The sequence below is a fragment of the Streptomyces albiflavescens genome (genome assembly GCF_014645835.1).
GTDB classification, from domain to species: Bacteria; Actinomycetota; Actinomycetes; order Streptomycetales; family Streptomycetaceae; genus Streptomyces; species Streptomyces albiflavescens.
Genome location: NZ_BMMM01000018.1, coordinates 101905 through 119377 on the forward strand (window position 1 = coordinate 101905; position 17473 = coordinate 119377).

The window sequence follows — 17473 nt, forward strand, 5'->3', positions numbered from 1 at the left end:
CCATCACTGGCCCCCGTTCCCGTTCCCGCTCGCGTTCTCGTCGTCGTCGCCCGGGATGCGGAAGGGCCGGCCGGCCAGGGCGTCCGACGGCCAGTCCCGCGAGGCCCGCCACAGCAGGGCGTTGCCCGCGGGCCGCAGATTCGACAACTGCTCCAGCTCGAAGCGCAGCCGCTCGGTCACCTGCGAGTCGGGCAGCACCAGCGGGTCGGTCAGCTGCCACACGGCGTGCAGCAGCCGGCGTACCCGCAGGTGCAGGACGGCGTCCACGCTGTCCGGCGGCTGCTGGGCCGCGTCCGTGTGCCCGAGCGCGACGGAGGCCCGGTGGTCGTGGCCGTCGAAGTCCCGGCCGTCCGGGTCGTGCGCGTGGTAGTAGGGGGCGGACGCGATGAAGACCAGGGACGACAGCCAGCCGCGGGTGTCGGTGCGCGGGAAGGTGTCGCGCAGGTGCGCGACCGCGAAGTCGGCTTTTCCCAGGGCGAGTTCGTGGTGCAGCCGATAGCGGGCGCTGTCCGGCGGGGCCACCCGGTCCTCGTCCGTGTAGTGGTCGATGAGGGTGCGGTGCACGGCTCGCCAGCGCTCGTGGTCCGCGTCGCCGTGGTGCAGCCGCAGCAGGAGCAGGGCGCGCAGGAACGGGTCGCCGACGAACTGCCCGTCGGCGGTCGCCCAGCCCTCCTCCGCCAGCCGCTCCTCCAGGTCGAGGACGCCCGACGCGCCGAAGTCGTCCGGGAGTTGCGCCTCCGCCAGTGCGCACGCCGAGTCGCGGTCGTGGGCCGCGGCGAGCACCGTCAGCTCGTCCAGGCGACCTCCGGGCACGAGCCGATCGAGGAGTTCCTGGTAGGCGGGACGGCCGCCGTGGTCCTCGTGGACGGCGACGTCCGAAGTGAGTAACTCGCCGAGGGATGCGGCCCCTTGGGGCAGGTTCTGCTTGGCCGACTCGGCGAGCAGGGTGATGCCGAGCGGACTGCCACCCGTCAACCGGTGGGTGGCGTGGGGGAGTTGTGACGGTACGGGGGGATCGCTGGAGCTCAGGGCCGGACCGTCGGAGGCGGTGTCCACGATGTGCAGCGTGTCGTCGGGCGTCAGCGGCGGCAGCGAGACGAGCAGTGCGCGCGAGGACGGCGAGGTGCCCGGTTCCCATCCGGCCTCCCGGGCGACCGCGGGGAGGGTGCGGCGCTCCGCGTTGCGCAGTGCCGCGTGGCCGTATCCGCGCAGGGCCGCGAAGAACACGACCTGGTCGGCGATGCCGTCGGCGCGGTCGCGCAGCACCGGCTCCAGGAGCCCGAGGCCGGCCCGTTCCTGCACGTTGTCGATCAGTACGACCGGGCGGCCCCGCCGGTGGGAGCGCTGCACGACACCCGCGTACGCGTCGTCGAGGTCGGCCAGCAGGGCCCGTACGAGATAGCGCTCGGCATGCCTGCGCGAGTCGCCGCCGGCCCTGAAGTGCCGGGACAGGAGGATCAGCGCGAGCTTGGGGCTGCCGCCCGCGTTCGGATAGTCCCGGTACCAGCCGGCGGCCCTGCGCAGCCGGCGGGGAGCGGGGCCGATGCCCTCGGCGAACGCCTCCAGGGTGGCTTCGATGATCGGCGCGATCACGGGGCCCGTGCCGCTCAGCGAGGCGACGAGCTTGGAGACGATCTTGCCCACCCAGCGGCCCGCGAACCCCGAGATCCATGAGCCGGTCTCGTTCAGCAGCAGGATCCGCTCCGCCTCCTGCCGGATGCGCGGCACGTCACGGTCGCTCCAGCCGCCCGCCGCGACCGCGAGCAGCCCGGCCGCCAGCCGTGGAAAACCGATCCGCCCGGCGCCCGTCACCGGCTCGGCGAGCTGCTCGGCGACGGTGGTGAGTGCCTGCCCCACCGGCGACCAGGCCTCCTCGGGGCGCTCGGCCGGTGGAGCGGCGAACTGCCGCTCCTCACCGTCGATCAGTGCGACGGGCGTGTGCCCGCGATAGGCGTCGCGCAGCTCACGCAGCAGGGCACTCTTCCCCAGCCCCCGCCCGCCCGCGAACACGACGAACGGCACCTCACTCGCATGCTCGTACGGCGTCGCGCGAAGCTGATACGGACGCAGACCGACAAGCCGTGACGCGAGCCCGGGCGGATCGGTGTCGAACAGCGCTCCCCGGCCGTGCAGCCCTCTGTGCACCGCATCTCCCCCTGGCGCGGTCCGGTCCGATGTGCTGCTGTGAGGTGTATCAACACCAGTGTAAAAAGGGGGACTTGGTTCGGGATAGGGCGCCTGGTGTCCGTTGGGTTACGAAAAGTTTCCGCCACTCATCCGACAGTGATCGAGTCCAGCTTCTCGCGTAGATAAACATGGGAGTCGACGGGCTCGTACGCGACGCGGCCCACGGGAGCGGGCACGGACTCCACGACGGTTCCCGGTGTGCACTCGCCGAAGTAGACGAGGGACATGAGCTCCTCGGCGGGGGCGTCGGCCGGGGGCGGCAGGACGCGGTGGCGGCCGGAGCGCCAGCGGTCGCCGGTCCAGCGGGCCATCAGGTCGCCGATGTTGATGGTGAAGGCTTCCGGGTCGTACGGCGCGTCCTCCCAGCCGCCCTCGTCCGTGTAGACCTGCAGGCCACCCTTGCCGGCCTGGCGGTCGAGGATCGTGACCGTGCCGAAGTCGGTGTGGGGGCCGATGCGGAACTGGCCCGGCTGGGGCTCGCCGATGACCTCCGTGCCCGGGTACCAGTTGATGTTGAAGCCGTACGTCGGGTGGTCCATGTGCCGGGTGAAGAAGTCCGGCTCCAGGCCGAGGGCCTCGCCCAGGAGGGCCAGGAGGTGGTTCTCCAGCTCGCCCATCCTTGTCAGGTACTCCTCGCAGAGCTTCTGGAGTTCCGGCGCCTCAGCGGGCCAGACGTTCGGTGCGTACCACTCCGCGTTGATCTCCGGGTCCTCGAAGGGCTCGTGGGTCGCGAAGGTGAGGGACTCCTTGAGGTCCGGTGGGGTCTCCGTACCCTCCGAGTAGGCGTTGGCCTCGGCGCCGGGGCCCAGCCAGCCGCGGCCGCCGACCCGGGCCGCGTACGGCTGCTTCGTCTCGGTGGGGAGGGTGAAGAAGGCGCGGGCCGCCTCGCGGATGCGGGTGCGCAGGGCCGCGTCCACGCCATGGCCGGTCACCAGGAGGAAGCCGGCCGTCCGGAGGGCTTCGTCGACCGTGCGGGCGATGTCCGCGCGGGCCCCGGGGTCTCCCGAGAGCCAGGGACGCAGGTCGATGGTCGGGATGCGGGGGCCGGTCGGGATCTTGGGCTCAGTCACCGATGTCCTCGTTCCACAGTGCCGGGTCGTTCTTGATGAAGTCGCGCATCAGGGACGTGCACTCGGGGTCGTCGAGAAGCACGATCTCCACACCGTGCTCGCCCAGCCAGTCGTGGCCGCCGTGGAAGGTCTCGGCCTCGCCGATCACGACCCGGGAGATGCCGAACTGGCGGACCAGACCGCTGCAGTACCAGCACGGCGAGAGGGTCGTCACCATCGTCGTACCGCGATACGTCCGTTGCCGTCCCGCGGCGCGGAAGGCGGCCGTCTCGGCGTGCATGGAGGGGTCGGCGTCCTGGACGCGGCGGTTGTGGCCGCGGCCGAGGAGGGTGCCGTCCGCGCCGTACAGCGCGGCCCCGATCGGGATGCCGCCCTCGGCGAGCCCGGCGCGGGCCTCCGCGAGGGCGGTGGCGAGCCATGCGCGCGCCTGTGCCTGATCGACTGGTTGATCGATGCGCTCCATGACTCCACTCTCCTGTGGCGGAATCATGAGGGCAACGTGCGGAAACGCATCGAGTCCCTGCTCGGCCTGGAGATCGCCGACCCCGACCTGCTCGGTGACCTGCTCACGGCCCTGTGCGCCCACCGGATCGTGCGCGGGGCGACGGCGGCGACGGGCGGGGGCCTGCGCACGGTGGCCCGACGGTCAGCGGCAGCGGGCCCGCGCGTACTGCCGGGCCAGTGCGTGGAAGGACTCCTTCGGCTCCCAGTGCCAGCCGGAGGCCGGGTCGCCGGGGCGGTCCTTGATGGCCTTGACGATGCTGTAGCTCGCCATGTCGAGGTCGTGGCGCGGGTCGTGGGGGAGGTGCGGGGCGTCCGCGGTGACGAAGGTGTACGCCATCGCCGAGTACAGTCCCATCGACTCGAACACCGAGAGCACGTCCGTCAGGTACGCGGCCTGGGTGCGCTCACTCCGCACCAGGCCGTCCTTGATCTCGGGCGGCTCCTTCGTGTAGTCGACGACGTCCCAGCCCATGCCGCCCCGCTCCGGCGCGCCCTTGAAGGTGCAGCAGCCGAACTCCATGATCGCGACCGGCTTGCCGAAGCGGCGGAACGAGGCGAGATCGCGTACGTAGTCCTCGCGGCGCCGGAAGTAGCCGTAGTAGTCGATGCCCACGAGGTCGAACAGCCCCCAGTCGACGTCCTCGTCCTGCGTGGCGGCGTACGTCAGCCGCCCGTGGAAGACGGACCGGCCGACCGCCGCCGCCTTGGCGGTGAACCGGCGCAGGCGGCGCGCCATCTGGACGGGATCGAAGTTGCCCTTGAGCAGGTTCTCGACGCGCTCCTGGATGTTGGCGCCGGGCACGATGCCGGGGACGTACAGCACGAACTCGCAGCCGACGCTGAGGTGCACGCCCGCGCCCTGCCGGCGCAGCCGCTCGGCGAACCGGCCCGTCTCGGCGAGATGGTCGAGGATCTCCCTCTCCGGCACGTCGCCCAGGGTCGGTTCGAGCCAGACGTTCAGCCCGCGCTCCGCCGCCTCGGCCGCCGTGGCGGTGAGCCGTTCGACGCCGTCGCCGGTGACCTTGACGGAGTCGGCGTGCAGGTCGTGCGCGATGGCGCGCAGGTCGGCGCGCATACGCCGGGCGCTCCACGCCGTGCCGGGCGTCTCCCCTTCGCCGACCTCGTAGACCACGCCGCGATGGGTCAGCCCTCGGGGCCGGCCACCCGTCGCCGCGGCCCGCCCGACGGGCAGCACCGCCGCACCCCCGACCGCCGCGGCCATCCCCAGGAACCGTGCCCGGCTGATTCCCCGCATCGCGTCTCCCAACGCCGTTGTCATGACCCCCAGTCTGGGAAGCGGCCAGGCCTTGCGCAGTCCGCCGATGGTCTACGCACGGGGGACGAAGGGATGACCCCGGGCGCGACTTAGGAGGCGGACGCCGGCGACTTACGAAGACGACGTCAGGCGGGCGTGCGGGGGACCCTCGTCCTCCGTGCCTGATCGGCCTCGGCTCGTACGCGCGCTGACGCCGGCCACCGTGTCGTAGGACGCCCGAGTGGCCTGCAGATGAGTGGTCACGGTCACGAACATAGCCCGGGGGGCTGACACCGCTGTCTAGAGTTGACGTAACCGCAGGCGGACGGGCGAGTGGGGGGACATGGCTTCGTCGACAGGTGACCCGCGCTCAGGTGGTCCTGTCGCGTGGTTCAGACGTCAGGAGCCCGCGATCAAGGCCGCGGTCATCGCGATGATCGGCACCCTGGGTGCTTCCGTGATCGCCGCCACGGTGGCCCTGACGATCGCCCTGCTCAACAGGCCGAGCACGGTCACGGCCACCCCCGAGGGCGAGGCCAAGCCGCCACCCGTCAGCTCATCCGCACCGGATACGACACCCCCCACCCACTCGTCGAGTACCCCCCGGCCCACCACCCCCGAGCCGTCCCGCTCGCACACGCAGAGCCCGCCGCCGAACCCGCTGCCCTCTCCCACGCCCACCTCGGCGGCGCCTCGCCCGCGCTCACGCTGGCAGGGCACGCTGACTCTGGACGGCACCGCCGGCGTCAGAGGCTGGTTCCTGGACGCGAAGCCGCCGAGCCCGGCACCGGCCGGCGATGTCGAAATCCGCGGCTCCGGCGAGATCTACGCGCCCTTCGGCCTCACCGCGTGGGACGGCGCCGCCCCGCCGGAGGCGCAGCAGTGCCTGGCCGCCCTCAACACCCACCTGGGTCAGCACCAGTTGGACGTCCAGCCCGGCGACATGGCCTGCTTCACCACGGAATACGGCCGAGTCGGCAACCTCAAGGTGATCTCCATTCCCGACGCCGATCACATCACCATCGAGGCGACGGTCTGGGAGAAGCAGTGACCCGTGGTGGGGTTCATCCGGCCACTCGCAGCAGCAGCTTCCCCGTGCTGCTCCGAGTCCCCATCAGCCGATGGGCCTCCTCCGCCTCCGCGAGGCCGAACTCCGCGGTCACCGGCAGGGATACGGTTCCGTCGACCACCGTCCGAAACGCGCGCTCGGCGATCTCGCGCAGTGCGGCAGGTGCCGTCTTGGCCAGGCCGAGGATGGAGAACCCGGCGACCGACAGACCCGTCGGGTAGAGCTCCGGCTGTCCCACGGTCCACGGCTCCGCCGAGCTCGCGTTGCCGAAGGAGACCAGGCGGCCGAAGGGGGCCAGCGAGGCGAGGCTGCCGCGCAGGGTCTCGCCGCCGACCGGGTCCAGGGCGAGGTCGACCCCGCGGCCGCCCGTCGCGACCCGTACCTCCTGCGCGAAGGAGCCGACGAAGACCTCGTCGTAGCCGTGGTCCAGCGCGTACTTCGCCTTGGCCTCGGCCGATACGACGCCGTACACCGCCCCGGCCCCCGCGGCCTTCGCCAGCTGCCCCAGCACGGTGCCGACGCCACCCGCCGCGCCCTGCACGAGGACCGTCTCGCCGGGCTGCAGCCGGCCCACGGTGTGCAGGAGGGCGTACGCCGTCGGCACGACGGTGGGGAGCGTGGCGCCAGTGCGCAGGTCCACGCCCTCCGGGAGCGGGAAGACGGTCACCGCGTCGGCCACCGTCACCTCCGCGTACGCGCCGCCCTCCGTCAGGGCGGCGACCTCCTGGCCGACCTCCAGCCCCTCGACGTCCGCTCCGACGGCCCGGATCCGGCCCGAGACCTCAAGTCCCGGACGAAAAGGAAGACTTGGGACGCGATAGCCCTCCGAGCGCGCCTTCAGGTCCGCGAAGTTCACGCCGACGTAGGCCACGTCGATGCTCACCTGCCCCGGGCCGGGCTCCGGAACCTCCGCCTCCACGACCCGCAGAACCTCGGGACCGCCGTACTCCTGGAACTCGACCGCGCGCATGGCACACCCTTCGTAGGTGCTCGACTGTTCAATGGAAAGCGAACACTCGGGAGTGTATGGTTTTCATCGAACACTCTGCAAGCGGACACGAGGACCCAGGGAGGCGGGCGTGGTGGAGCGCACCAGTCATCGGGCGGCACCCGAGCACACCCACCCCGACGACGTCCCCGTACAGACCGCGCTCGCCGCCCTCGCCGATCCCGTACGCATCACGCTCGTAAGGGAGTTGTCGGGTTGCCCCGCCTGGACGCGCAGCTGCGGCAGCTTCGATGTGCCGGTCGGCAAGGCGGCCCTCAGTCACCACTTCACGGTGCTGCGCGGTGCGGGTCTTGTGGAGCAGCGGGACGAAGGGCCCAAGCGGGTCAACCGCCTCCGCCGCGAGGAGTTCGACGCCCGCTTCCCGGGACTGCTCGCGCTTGTGCTCCGCGAGGACTGAGAACGAGGACTGAGGGCGAGGGCTGAGGGCGAGGGCTGGGGGCGAGGGCTGGGGGCGCTGAGCGGTCAGCGCGGGGGCTCCATCACCGCGTAGTCCGCGAAGTTGCGCCGGTAACGTGTGTGCCGGGTCTCCTGGGTGTGCCTGCGCTGCCACTCCTCGACCTCCGCCGGATCGTGCCGCGGACCTGACCCCGCGCCGCAGTCGGCCTCGTCCCCCGAGACGCAGCACGCCTCGTACTCCGGCTCCGCCGTCGCGTCCTGCACGATCGAGTACGGCACATACCGGAAGATCCGGCGGCGGGCCGGTGCGCCGGCGTGTTCCCGGCGCCGGTGCTGGCGCAGCAGCACGTTCGCGTCGGTCTCCGCGCTGCCGTCGAAGGCGGCGCGCGCCTCGTCGCGCCGGGCGGCGAGTTCCGCGCACGTCACGCAGCCGGGCACGGCGGCGGGCGGGCGGTCCGTGTCGTCCGGCCGGTGCGGCGTCAACGCCCCTTCCCGGGAGCGGGCGTTGGCGGCCTTCACCTCGGCACTCAGTCGTTCCTCCCGCGTCACCGCGCGGATCAGCGCCGGGTCGGCCTCCCACTCCCGGCCGCCGCCGACGGGGCGCAGCATCGCGTACGGGCCTGTGCTGTCCCGGTACTCGCCCACCTTGCGCGCCTGTGGGTCGTAGACGAGCGCTCCCGGTTCCCACCGCTCCGCCTGTTCGGCCATGTTCGCTCCGCACTGTTCCGTAACTCTGGGTGTGTCAAGCGTTGCGGAGGGGAACGGTCGGTATCAACGCCGGACGCGTGACAGTGGCTCACTGTCACAGAGGGGATGTCATGAGCCGACGTAATGCCGAAGGAGGGGCGGCCGCCAGTACCGCCGCCGTCTTCGGTGAGGTGCTGAAACACTTCCGCGAGGCGGCGCTCCTGACCCAGGAGGGCCTCGCCCGCGAGCTCCCGTGCGACCGCTCCCACGTGGCCCGCGTCGAGGCGGGCACGCGGGTGCCGCAGGACACGTTCGCAAAGAGGTGCGACGAACTGCTCGGTACGGGTGGGGTGTTGGCGCGGCTGTGGGGGCGGATCGACTGGTATCCGCAGGTGGAGCATCCGGACTGGTTCGACCGCAGGGCTCGGATGGACGCCGAGGCGGCTGCTGTGCGTGCGTATCAGACGCAGGTGATGCCGGGGTTGTTGCAGACAGCCGATTACGCGACCGCCCTGTTCGCTCGCCGACTCGCGAAATCCGATGACGTGGCAGAGCGGGTCAGGGCACGTCTGAGCCGGCAACAGCGCTTCTACGCCGATGGCGGCCCGTTCTACCTCGTGGTGCTGGATGAGATCTGTCTGCGCCACGTGGTGGGGAGCCCGACGGTCATGCGGAACCAGTGTGCGCGCCTGTTGCACGTCGGTCGACTCCCCAACATCCGTATCCAGATCGTCCCGTTGGACCGCCCTGACATCGACCGCCCCGACACCTCGCTGTCGCTGATCGAGCTGCCCGACGGGCACCGGTGGGTGTACTCGGAGTCGTTGGACCGTGGCCATTTCAACGACGATCCGGCCATCTTCGAGCGGCATAGCCGGACTTATGATGTGCTCCGGGCGGACGCTCTGTCGGCCCCCGAGTCCTCCGCTCTGATCAGCGACGTGATGGAGAGGTACGAGCGCCATGGACGGGCACGAGCTGAGCGCGGCTACCTGGATCAAGAGCAGCTACAGCGGAGCGAACGGCGGCGACTGCATCGAGATAGCCCCCGGTATCCCCGGCATCGTCCCCGTCCGAGACAGCAAGAACCCTGACGGGCCCGTGCTGTTGATCCCCCGCTCCGCCTGGTCGGCGTTCACCTCGGCTCTGCGCTGACCGAGCGCCAGATCCGGTCCGGCAGGACGCGCGCGGCCTCGTCGAGGTCGACGTCGTCGATGCCGGAGAGCCAGCGGCGGGCGACGGCGACGACGGGGCCCAGGACCAGGGACTCGATCAGGGCCGGGGGGAGCGGAGCGACCTCGCCGGACTCGATGTGCGTGGTCATCCACACGGCGAACGGGGACAGCCTGGCCTCCTGGGCGTCACGCAACTCCTTGCCCTGAGCCATGGCGGAGCGGTCGGCCATGGGCGAGTGCAGCAGCAGGGCCGCGTCCCGGTGCTCCCGGACGAAGGCCAGATACGCCCGCACTACGGCGCGGATGCCTGTGCGGGCGGTGCGGGAACCCTGCAGAGCCGTGACCATGTCGCCCAGCAGCCGGCTGAGCCAGCGCTGCGCGAGCGCGGCGAAGAGGCCGTCCAGGCTGCCGAAGTGGTGGTACAGGCTGCCGAGGCTGACGCCGCTCTCCTTGGTGATCGCGCTGACCGTGAAGCCCTGCTCGCCCGAGGCGGCGTACACGCGCAGAGCGGCATCCAGGAGCAGGTCGGCGGTCACCTCGCCGCGATGCTGCTTGGGGCTCATCGGCAGATGTCCTCGTACTGTGTGGTATCCGTTCATTTCTAGAGCAAGTTTCTAGAAACTGCTTCCAATTCTACTGGCCGCTGGATCAAACTTGCTCCTGTCGACGGCGCGTCCGCCCGTCTGTGGGGGGAATGGGCGGGCCGCCGCCGGTCTGTCACGATGGCAGCCGACGCATGACGAGCAACGCGGGAAAACGGGGCGACGTGTTAGATCTGGGCGGAAGCGGAGCCGAGCCTCTGGAGGCCGAGGATCCGCGGCGGATCGGTGCGATCCCGCTGGTGGGCCGGCTCGGGTCCGGCGGCATGGGGCGGGTGTACCTCGGCGTGCACGAGGGGCGGTACGCAGCCGTCAAGCAGGTACTGCCCTCCGTCGTCGCCGAGGACAAGGACTTCCTGCGGCGCTTCGGACATGAGCTGGACAACCTCTCGCGGCTGCCCGAGGAGGCCACCGCGCCGCTGCTCGCCAGTGACCGCGAGGCACGGCCACCGTGGTTCGCCACCGCGTACGTTCCCGGGCTCACCCTGAGAGAGGCCGTCGAACTGCACGGGCATCCGCTGCCCGCCGACGCGCTGTGGCTGCTGCTGCGGGAGGCGGCCTCGGGGCTGGCCGCGGTGCACGCGCTGGACATGGTGCACCGGGACCTCAAGCCGTCCAACGTCATGCTGACCCTCGACGGGCTCACCCTGATCGACTTCGGTGTCGCCCGTGCCGCGGAACAGAGCCAGCTGACCAGGACCGGCATCGTCGTGGGCACGCCCGCCTACATGTCGCCCGAACAGGCCTCGGGAACACGGCGGTTGAGCGGCGCCGTCGACATGTTCGCGCTGGGGTCGATGGCCGCGTACGCGGTGTGTGGCCGACCGCCCTTCGGTGACGACTCCGGGCACGCCGTGCTGTACCGCATCGTCCACGAGGAGCCCGACCTGGCTCCGCTGCGCGCGCTGGATCCTGAACTTGCCGAGGTCGTCGCGGCCTGCCTCGACAAGGATCCCGAGGGCCGCCCCACCGCTGCCGAGCTCGCCGAACTCGCCGCGCGGCACGGTCCGTTCGCCGATCCGCCGTGGCCGGGGACCATCACCGAGCCGCTGTCCGAGCGGGCCGCCTTCGCCGCGACGGTCCCGGAGGTGGACGAGCTGCCCGCCCCCGTCCCGACCCTGCCCTCCGCCGAGCCGGAGCCGAAGGGGGAGGAGAAGGCGGGATCGGAGCCGGGTCCGGACCCGAAGCGGCGCGAACGCCGCCGGACCCGCGTCCTGTTCGCCGTCGTTCCCGTCGTGGTCGTGGCGACCGGCACGACCCTCGCGATCCGGCTGCTGCCGTTCACGTCCTCGCCGGACGACGAGGCACGGTCCACCCCCTCCGCCTCGGTCTCGGCGTCGCTCGACCCCACGCAGTCCTCCTCGGGCGCGAGCCCCTCGGGCACGGCGAAGTCGCCGTCCTCGTCGGCGGATCAGGGCAAGGGCAAGGGCACGGGCAAGGGGACAGGCGGAACGCAGGCGGACGCCGGGGGCACGAGCACGGGCGCGGGCTCGCAGGACGGCTCCGGCGGCTCCGATACCTCGGACAGCTCGGACAGCTCGGACAGCTCGGACGGAAGCAGTAGCAACTCGGGCAGCTCAAGTGGTTCCGGCGGCACCTCGACGCAAGCCCCCGCGGGCGGCTACTACCAGCTCACGAACGCCGCCGACGGCCAGTGCCTGGTGATGAGTGCCTACAGTGGCCCGGTCCTCGGGGAGTGTTCGGACAGCCCGGCGGCCTCATGGGCTTACAAGAGCGTGTCGGGCGGCTCATTCCACGTGGTCAACGAGCACACCGGTACGTGTCTGAGCGTGAGCGCCTACAACATCGTGTCGGCCGATTGCGACCAGAGCACCCAGCTGTCCTGGCGCACGGGCTCCGGCGGCACCCTGCAGAACATGTCCAACAGCCGGTGCCTCGACGAGTCCGCAGGCTGGCCGGTCACCTCGACCTGCGTGTCCGGGACGGCATCGCAGCGCTGGACGAGGAAGTAGACCCGGGGCCCTCATGCCCAAGCGGCTCAACGGGCTGCGCCGGCCACGAGCGACCTGTAGGGACCAGGCGTCATCGGCCCCGCCGATGACCCCATCGGCAGGACGCCCCACTGGCGCGTGGACCGCCCGCACCGCCCGCTCGTAGCTTCGTCGGCATGACCTCAGAGAACAAGGGCACGGCCCAGCTGACGACCGCGATGGTGCTCTCCGGCACCCTCGGAGTCTTCGTCGTCGAGTCGGGCGCCTCGCCCTTCAACGTCGTCTTCTTCCGTGTCCTGTTCGGCGCCCTGGCGCTGGGCTCGTACGTCGTCGCCCGCGGCTGGCTGCGCGGTCACGGCTTCACCCCGCGCACCCTGGGCCTGGCCGTCCTCGGCGGCGTGTTCATCGTCTTCAACTGGGTCTTCCTCTTCCAGGCCTACGAGAACACGTCGATCTCCGTCGCGACGGTCGTCTACCACACCCAGCCGTTCTACGTGGTCCTGCTGGGCGCCCTGCTCTTCCGCGAGCGGCTCAGCGCGGCGAAGGTCGGCTGGGTCGTGGTCGCCTTCGCGGGCCTGATCCTTGTCTCGGGCGTCACCCCGGGCGATTTCACGAGCGGCGGCTCGTACCTCACCGGCGTCGGCCAGGCCCTCCTCGCCGCGCTCCTCTACGGCCTGTCCACCCTGGTCACCAAGCGCATCACCGGCGTGCGCCCGCACCTCATCGCCCTCGTCCAAGTCCTCGTCGGCATCCCGCTGTTGCTCCCCTTCGCCGACTTCGGCGCGATGAGCGGCACGGGCGCCGACTGGGGCTGGCTGGCCGGCCTCGGCGTCATCCACACGGGCCTGATGTACGTCCTGATGTACGCCGCGTACGCCAAGCTCCCGACCTCGAAGATCGCCGTCCTCGCCTTCACCTACCCGGCCGTCGCGATGGTCATGGACTGGGCGGTGTACGGGCACCACATCGGGCTGGTCCAGGCGCTCGGCGTCCCGCTGATCGTGACGGCAAGCCTGAAGGTCACCCTTGCTCGGAAACCAGCTTCCGCGCCTGCTCCACGAACAGCCGCACATGCCCCGGAAGCCGCTTCCCGGCCCGCCACGCCAGCTGCGTCCGAAGCGTGAACGGCGGCTCCCACCGCAGTCGTACGAGAGAGCCCTCCGCGAGTTCGGCGGCGACCGTCACCTCGGGCAGCAGCGAGATCCCGAGGCCGGCCGCCGCCGCGCGTTTGGTGGCCTCGATGGTGCCGAACTCCATGAAGGAAACCGGGTCCGCGGCAAGGGAGTTGAGCTCCCGCTCGAACAAGTCCCGGTAGGCGCAGCCGGGTTCGGTCGCCAGCAGCGGCTGTCGTACGAGATCGGCCGTCCCGACCGGGTTCCCGGCCAGCGGGTGCCCGGGCGCCGCCACCAGCGCCAGCGGCTCCACCGCCAGCACCTCGGACTCCAGCCCGACGTGCTCGGTCTCCTCCTCCATCAGGAAGCCGACGTCGTACGTGCCCTGGCGCAGCGCCTGCCGGGTCTCGTCGCCGAGGGTCGTGCGCAGCGAGAGGCGTACCCCCGGGTAGCGGTGGTGGAAGAACTCGAGGAGCGGCGGCAGACGGTAGGACGTCAGCGACTCCATCGTGCCGACGGCCAGCGTGCCGGCCGGCTCCTGCGCGCCGACGACCGCCGCCCGCGCCTCCTCGCTCAGCTCGATGATCTGCCGGGCGTAGGGGAGGAGCCGTTCACCCGCCTCCGTCAGCCGGATGCGGCTGCCGAGCCGGTCGAAGAGCTCCGTGCCGAGCGAGGACTCCAGGGCGCGGATCTGGCTGGTCACGCTGGACTGCGCGTACTTGAGCTCGGCCGCGGCCTGCGTGAAGCTCAGCACGGTCGCGACCTTCTCGAAGGTGACCAGCAGCCGCAGTTCCATCAGCGCACGCCACCCATCAGCGACTCCATCGGCGTACGTCCATCAGCAGCTCCATCAGCCCTCGGACTCCTCGCCCCGCTCCCGGCGCCGCAGCTCCTCCTCGCGGCGGCGCAGGTCGGCCTCCCAGTCCTTCAGAAGGGCCTCGTCCTTGCGGTTCTCGGCCTTGAGGGATGTGAGGAACTCGGGGTTGTCGTCGGGTGCGACGTACTGCGTGCGGTGGTTGCGGTGCCACTCGGAGGGAGTGGAGCCGCCCACCGGGGCTCGCCGGTTGCGGCCCGCGACCAGCCAGGCGATCGGGCCGACCAGCACCTCGCCGAAGAGCAGGATGATGATGACCCAGACCACCTTGGGCAGGCCCCGGACCTCTTCCTCCGGCGTGTTCAGGCAGTCGATGAAGGCGTAGATCCACAGCGCCAGGACCAGCAGAAAGGGCAGATACCTGAGCATGGCCGAACATTCCCCCAGTGAGCTACGGCGGGGCGGCACAGGGCCCCGGTGACGGGCACAGGGTAGCCGGTGGCAGATACTTGGACACATGGCTTACGACGATCTTCGCTCGCTGCTCCGGGCACTGGAGCGCGAGGGCGACCTCAAGCGCATCAAGGCCGAGGTGGACCCGTATCTGGAGGTCGGGGAGATCGTCGACCGGGTGCAGAAGGCCGGTGGGCCCGCGCTGCTCTTCGAGAACGTGCGCGGCTCCGCGATGCCACTGGCCATGAACGTCTTCGGAACCGACCGGCGGCTGCTGAAGGCCCTCGGGCTGAAGTCGTACGGCGAGATCTCCGAGAAGATCGGCGGGCTGCTCAAGCCCGAGCTGCCGCACGGGTTCGTCGGGGTGCGCGAGGCCTTCGGGAAGCTCGGCGCGATGACCCACGTACCGCCGAAGAAGGTGAAGGAGGCGCCGGTCCAGGAGGTGGTGCTGCGCGGCGACGACGTCGACCTCGACACCCTCCCCGCGCTCTTCACCTGGCCGCAGGACGGCGGCTCCTTCTTCAACCTCGGGCTCACCCACACCAAGGACCCGGAGAGCGGCATCCGCAATCTCGGGCTCTACCGCCTCCAGCGCCACGACCAGCGCACCATCGGCATGCACTGGCAGATCCACAAGGACAGCCGGAACCACTACCAGGTGGCGGCGAGGCGGGGAGAGCGACTGCCCGTCGCGATCGCCTTCGGCTGCCCCCCTGCCGTGACGTACGCCTCGACCGCCCCGCTGCCCGGCGACATCGACGAGTACCTCTTCGCCGGGTTCATCCAGGGCAAGCGGATCGAGATGGTGGACTGCAAGACGGTGCCGCTCCAGGTCCCGGCGCAGGCCGAGGTCGTGCTGGAGGGGTGGCTGGAGCCGGGCGAGATGCTGCCCGAGGGGCCGTTCGGCGACCACACCGGGTTCTACACGCCGCAGGAGCCGTTCCCGGCCCTCAAGATCGACTGCGTCACCATGCGGAAGCGGCCCTTGCTCCAGTCGATCGTCGTGGGCCGGCCCCCGACGGAGGACGGACCTCTCGGTCGGGCGACGGAGCGGTTCTTCCTCCCCCTCCTCAAGATCATCGTGCCGGACATCGTGGACTACCACCTCCCCGAGGCGGGCGGTTTCCACAACTGCGCGATCGTCGCGATCGACAAGAAATACCCCAAGCACGCTCAAAAGGTGATGCATGCCATCTGGGGCGCCCACATGATGTCCCTGACGAAACTCATCGTGGTCGTCGACTCGGACTGCGATGTGCACGATCTGCACGAGGTCGCGTGGCGCGCACTGGGGAACACCGACTACGGCCGTGACCTCACGGTCGTCGAAGGGCCGGTCGACCACCTCGACCACGCCTCCTACCAGCAGTTCTGGGGCGGCAAGGCAGGCATCGACGCAACGAAGAAGTGGCCCGAGGAGGGCTACACCCGGGACGGCGGCTGGCCCGAGATGGTGCTGTCCGACCCGGAGACGGCGGCGAAGGTCGACCGCCGTTGGAAGGAGTACGGCCTGTGAGTTCAGCTTCCGCGGCGCTCCCTCAACCGGGCCGCACCAAGGCGTTCCTGCGCCTCGTCATGATCGAGCACTCGGTGTTCGCGCTGCCGTTCGCGTACATCGCCGCGCTCACCGCGATGTTCCAGTCGGACAAGAACATCCACTGGGGCCGGCTGCTGCTCGTCACCATCGCGATGGTCGGGCTGCGCACGTTCGCGATGGCGGCGAACCGGATCATCGACCGCGAGATCGACGCCCGCAACCCCCGCACGGCCCATCGCGAACTGGTCACCGGCGCGATGTCGGTGAAGCACGCGTGGACGGGCGCACTGGTCGCCCTGGTCTTCTTCCTCGGCGCGGCCGCGCTGCTGAACCCCCTGTGTCTCGCGCTGGCCCCCATCGCGGTCATCCCGATGGTCGTCTACCCGTACGGCAAGCGGTTCACGAACTTCCCGCAGGCCATCCTCGGTCTCGCCCAGGCGATGGGCCCGGTCGGCGGCTGGCTGGCGATCTCCGGCGAATGGTCCTGGGACGCCGTCGTCCTCGGCCTCGCGGTGGGCGTCTGGATCGGTGGCTTCGACCTGATCTACGCCTGCCAGGACGTCGAGACGGACCGCGAGATCGGCGTGCTGTCGGTGCCGGCGCGCTTCGGCATCCCGGCCGCGATCTGGGGCGCCCGCGGCTGTCACGCCGTCACCACGGCCCTCTTCGTCTGGTACGCGGTGACCACCGGCGCCGGTGCCTTCTTCTGGCTCGGCCTGGTGATCGTCGCGGGTGCCTTCCTCTACGAACACTCCATCGTCAAACCGCACGACCTGTCCCGCCTGAACCGCGCGTTCTTCAGCGTCAACGGTTTCATCGGCATCGCCCTGTTCGTCTGCGCCCTGCTCGATCTGCTGGTGCGCGGGCTCACGGTCTGAATCTCGGCGGTGGCCGGATAGGCTCGACATCATGAAGCCAGGAGAGACGCAGCGCCGGCCTTGGATCGTGGGGGTGTCGGGTGCCTCCGGTACGCCGTACGCCGCCGCTGTGCTGCGTGCGCTTCTTCAGGCGGGGGAGAGCGTCGACCTGGTGGTCTCGCGCGCTTCCCGGCTCACCCTGCTCGACGAGACCGGCCTGCCCTTCCGCGATGCCCACTGGCGCGACGACCTGCGGGAGTGGCTGGCCCGCGGCGCCGACGGCAAGCCCGGCACCTTCGACGCCTTCGAGGGACGTATGGACGCCGTACGGCACTGGAGCGCGGGCGACTTGGCGGCGGGACCGTCCTCGGGCTCGTACCCCGCGAAGGGCATGCTCATCGTGCCCGCCTCGACGGCCTGTGTGGCCGGGGTCGCCCTCGGACTCTCGAAGGACCTGCTGCAGCGCGCCGCGAGCGTCACGCTCAAGGAGGGGCGCAAGCTCGTCGTCGCAGTCCGCGAGACCCCGCTGAACGGGCAGACGCTGCGGCACCTGGTCTCCCTGGACGACGCGGGCGCGATCGTGCTGCCCGCCTCGCCGGCGTTCTACGCGGGAGCCACGCACATCCAGGACCTGGTGGACTTCGTCGCCGGGCGGGTCCTCGACGCGGCTGGTGTCGAGCACGGCCTGTACCGCCGGTGGGAGGGCGAGCTGGGCGGCGGTTCGCGCGGCAGCACCACCTGAGCACCGAGCAGTACCCGGTCACTGAGCAGTACCCAGTCACTCAGCACTTTCAGGC

At 70.7% G+C, this 17473-nt stretch carries 18 protein-coding genes; 9 read left to right on the forward strand and 9 right to left on the reverse strand.

Annotated elements, in window-relative coordinates:
• Nucleotides 1-3 precede the first annotated feature (3 nt).
• From IEY95_RS37705 to IEY95_RS37720, 4 genes are all read right to left on the reverse strand, one after another.
• Nucleotides 4-2145 carry a hypothetical protein gene (locus tag IEY95_RS37705; RefSeq protein WP_189190718.1) on the reverse strand — a complete coding sequence of 714 codons (2142 nt, stop codon included), beginning with the start codon at nucleotides 2143-2145 and terminating at the stop codon, nucleotides 4-6.
• Between the two features lie 128 nt (nucleotides 2146-2273).
• Nucleotides 2274-3257 (reverse strand): isopenicillin N synthase family dioxygenase, encoded by a 984-nt coding sequence (locus IEY95_RS37710; RefSeq protein ID WP_189190719.1) that lies wholly within the window; start codon nucleotides 3255-3257, stop codon nucleotides 2274-2276.
• On the reverse strand, nucleotides 3250-3720 hold the full coding sequence (locus IEY95_RS37715; RefSeq protein ID WP_189190720.1) for a nucleoside deaminase: 471 nt from the start codon (nucleotides 3718-3720) through the stop codon (nucleotides 3250-3252). The genes IEY95_RS37710 and IEY95_RS37715 overlap by 8 nt, the downstream gene beginning before the upstream one ends.
• 183 nt (nucleotides 3721-3903) lie before the next feature.
• Entirely contained in the window at nucleotides 3904-5040 is a 1137-nt protein-coding gene (locus IEY95_RS37720) for a glycoside hydrolase family 113 protein (RefSeq protein ID WP_189190721.1), read from the reverse strand.
• 319 nt (nucleotides 5041-5359) lie between these two features.
• On the opposite strand from IEY95_RS37720, the gene IEY95_RS37725 reads away from it, so the two are divergent.
• A complete protein-coding gene (locus IEY95_RS37725; protein ID WP_189190722.1) occupies nucleotides 5360-6067 on the forward strand; it encodes a hypothetical protein in 708 nt (235 codons plus the stop codon).
• 13 nt (nucleotides 6068-6080) lie between these two features.
• Here IEY95_RS37725 and IEY95_RS37730 read toward each other — a convergent pair whose 3' ends face one another.
• Nucleotides 6081-7055, reverse strand: coding sequence for a quinone oxidoreductase family protein (locus IEY95_RS37730; protein ID WP_189190723.1), 975 nt, complete (start codon nucleotides 7053-7055; stop codon nucleotides 6081-6083).
• A 109-nt stretch (nucleotides 7056-7164) separates the two neighbouring features.
• Here IEY95_RS37730 and IEY95_RS37735 point away from each other — a divergent pair, with 109 nt between their 5' ends.
• Nucleotides 7165-7491 (forward strand): ArsR/SmtB family transcription factor, encoded by a 327-nt coding sequence (locus IEY95_RS37735; protein ID WP_229703616.1) that lies wholly within the window; start codon nucleotides 7165-7167, stop codon nucleotides 7489-7491.
• Nucleotides 7492-7556: 65 nt separating this feature from the next.
• Here the strand turns inward: IEY95_RS37735 and IEY95_RS50470 are convergent, their stop codons facing one another.
• Nucleotides 7557-8198, reverse strand: a complete 642-nt coding sequence (locus tag IEY95_RS50470) for a DUF7848 domain-containing protein (protein ID WP_189190725.1) — start codon at nucleotides 8196-8198, stop codon at nucleotides 7557-7559.
• Between the two features lie 110 nt (nucleotides 8199-8308).
• On the opposite strand from IEY95_RS50470, the gene IEY95_RS37745 reads away from it, so the two are divergent.
• Together IEY95_RS37745 and IEY95_RS49595 are read left to right on the forward strand one after the other, a co-directional pair.
• Nucleotides 8309-9271: a helix-turn-helix domain-containing protein gene (locus IEY95_RS37745; RefSeq protein ID WP_189190844.1), complete on the forward strand. Its 963-nt coding sequence runs from the start codon at nucleotides 8309-8311 to the stop codon at nucleotides 9269-9271.
• On the forward strand, nucleotides 9219-9332 hold the full coding sequence (locus tag IEY95_RS49595; protein WP_229703637.1) for a DUF397 domain-containing protein: 114 nt from the start codon (nucleotides 9219-9221) through the stop codon (nucleotides 9330-9332). The genes IEY95_RS37745 and IEY95_RS49595 overlap by 53 nt, the downstream gene beginning before the upstream one ends.
• Here IEY95_RS49595 and IEY95_RS37750 read toward each other — a convergent pair.
• Nucleotides 9313-9915, reverse strand: a complete 603-nt coding sequence (locus IEY95_RS37750) for a TetR/AcrR family transcriptional regulator (protein ID WP_189190726.1) — start codon at nucleotides 9913-9915, stop codon at nucleotides 9313-9315. The genes IEY95_RS49595 and IEY95_RS37750 overlap by 20 nt on opposite strands.
• A gap of 173 nt (nucleotides 9916-10088) precedes the next feature.
• Between IEY95_RS37750 and IEY95_RS37755 the strand changes: the two genes are divergently transcribed.
• Together IEY95_RS37755 and IEY95_RS37760 are read left to right on the forward strand one after the other, a co-directional pair.
• On the forward strand, nucleotides 10089-11924 hold the full coding sequence (locus tag IEY95_RS37755; RefSeq protein ID WP_229703617.1) for a serine/threonine-protein kinase: 1836 nt from the start codon (nucleotides 10089-10091) through the stop codon (nucleotides 11922-11924).
• Nucleotides 11925-12079: 155 nt separating this feature from the next.
• On the forward strand, nucleotides 12080-13027 hold the full coding sequence (locus IEY95_RS37760) for a DMT family transporter (protein WP_189190727.1): 948 nt from the start codon (nucleotides 12080-12082) through the stop codon (nucleotides 13025-13027).
• On the opposite strand, the gene IEY95_RS37765 is transcribed toward IEY95_RS37760, so the two are convergent.
• Nucleotides 12924-13811: a LysR family transcriptional regulator gene (locus IEY95_RS37765; protein WP_189190728.1), complete on the reverse strand. Its 888-nt coding sequence runs from the start codon at nucleotides 13809-13811 to the stop codon at nucleotides 12924-12926. The two genes, IEY95_RS37760 and IEY95_RS37765, sit on opposite strands and share 104 nt — an antisense overlap.
• A gap of 54 nt (nucleotides 13812-13865) precedes the next feature.
• Nucleotides 13866-14258, reverse strand: a complete 393-nt coding sequence (locus IEY95_RS37770) for a PLD nuclease N-terminal domain-containing protein (protein WP_189190729.1) — start codon at nucleotides 14256-14258, stop codon at nucleotides 13866-13868.
• A gap of 88 nt (nucleotides 14259-14346) precedes the next feature.
• On the opposite strand from IEY95_RS37770, the gene IEY95_RS37775 reads away from it, so the two are divergent.
• Genes IEY95_RS37775 through IEY95_RS37785 form a run of 3 tightly spaced genes read left to right on the forward strand, consistent with a single transcriptional unit; the run spans nucleotide 14347 to nucleotide 17418 of the window.
• Nucleotides 14347-15798 carry a menaquinone biosynthesis decarboxylase gene (locus IEY95_RS37775; RefSeq protein WP_189190730.1) on the forward strand — a complete coding sequence of 484 codons (1452 nt, stop codon included), beginning with the start codon at nucleotides 14347-14349 and terminating at the stop codon, nucleotides 15796-15798.
• A complete protein-coding gene (gene mqnP, locus IEY95_RS37780; RefSeq protein ID WP_189190731.1) occupies nucleotides 15795-16697 on the forward strand; it encodes a menaquinone biosynthesis prenyltransferase MqnP in 903 nt (300 codons plus the stop codon). Before IEY95_RS37775 ends, mqnP begins: the two co-directional genes overlap by 4 nt.
• Before the next feature lie 31 nt (nucleotides 16698-16728).
• A complete protein-coding gene (locus IEY95_RS37785; RefSeq protein ID WP_189190732.1) occupies nucleotides 16729-17418 on the forward strand; it encodes a UbiX family flavin prenyltransferase in 690 nt (229 codons plus the stop codon).
• The last annotated feature ends 55 nt before the right edge of the window (nucleotides 17419-17473 follow it).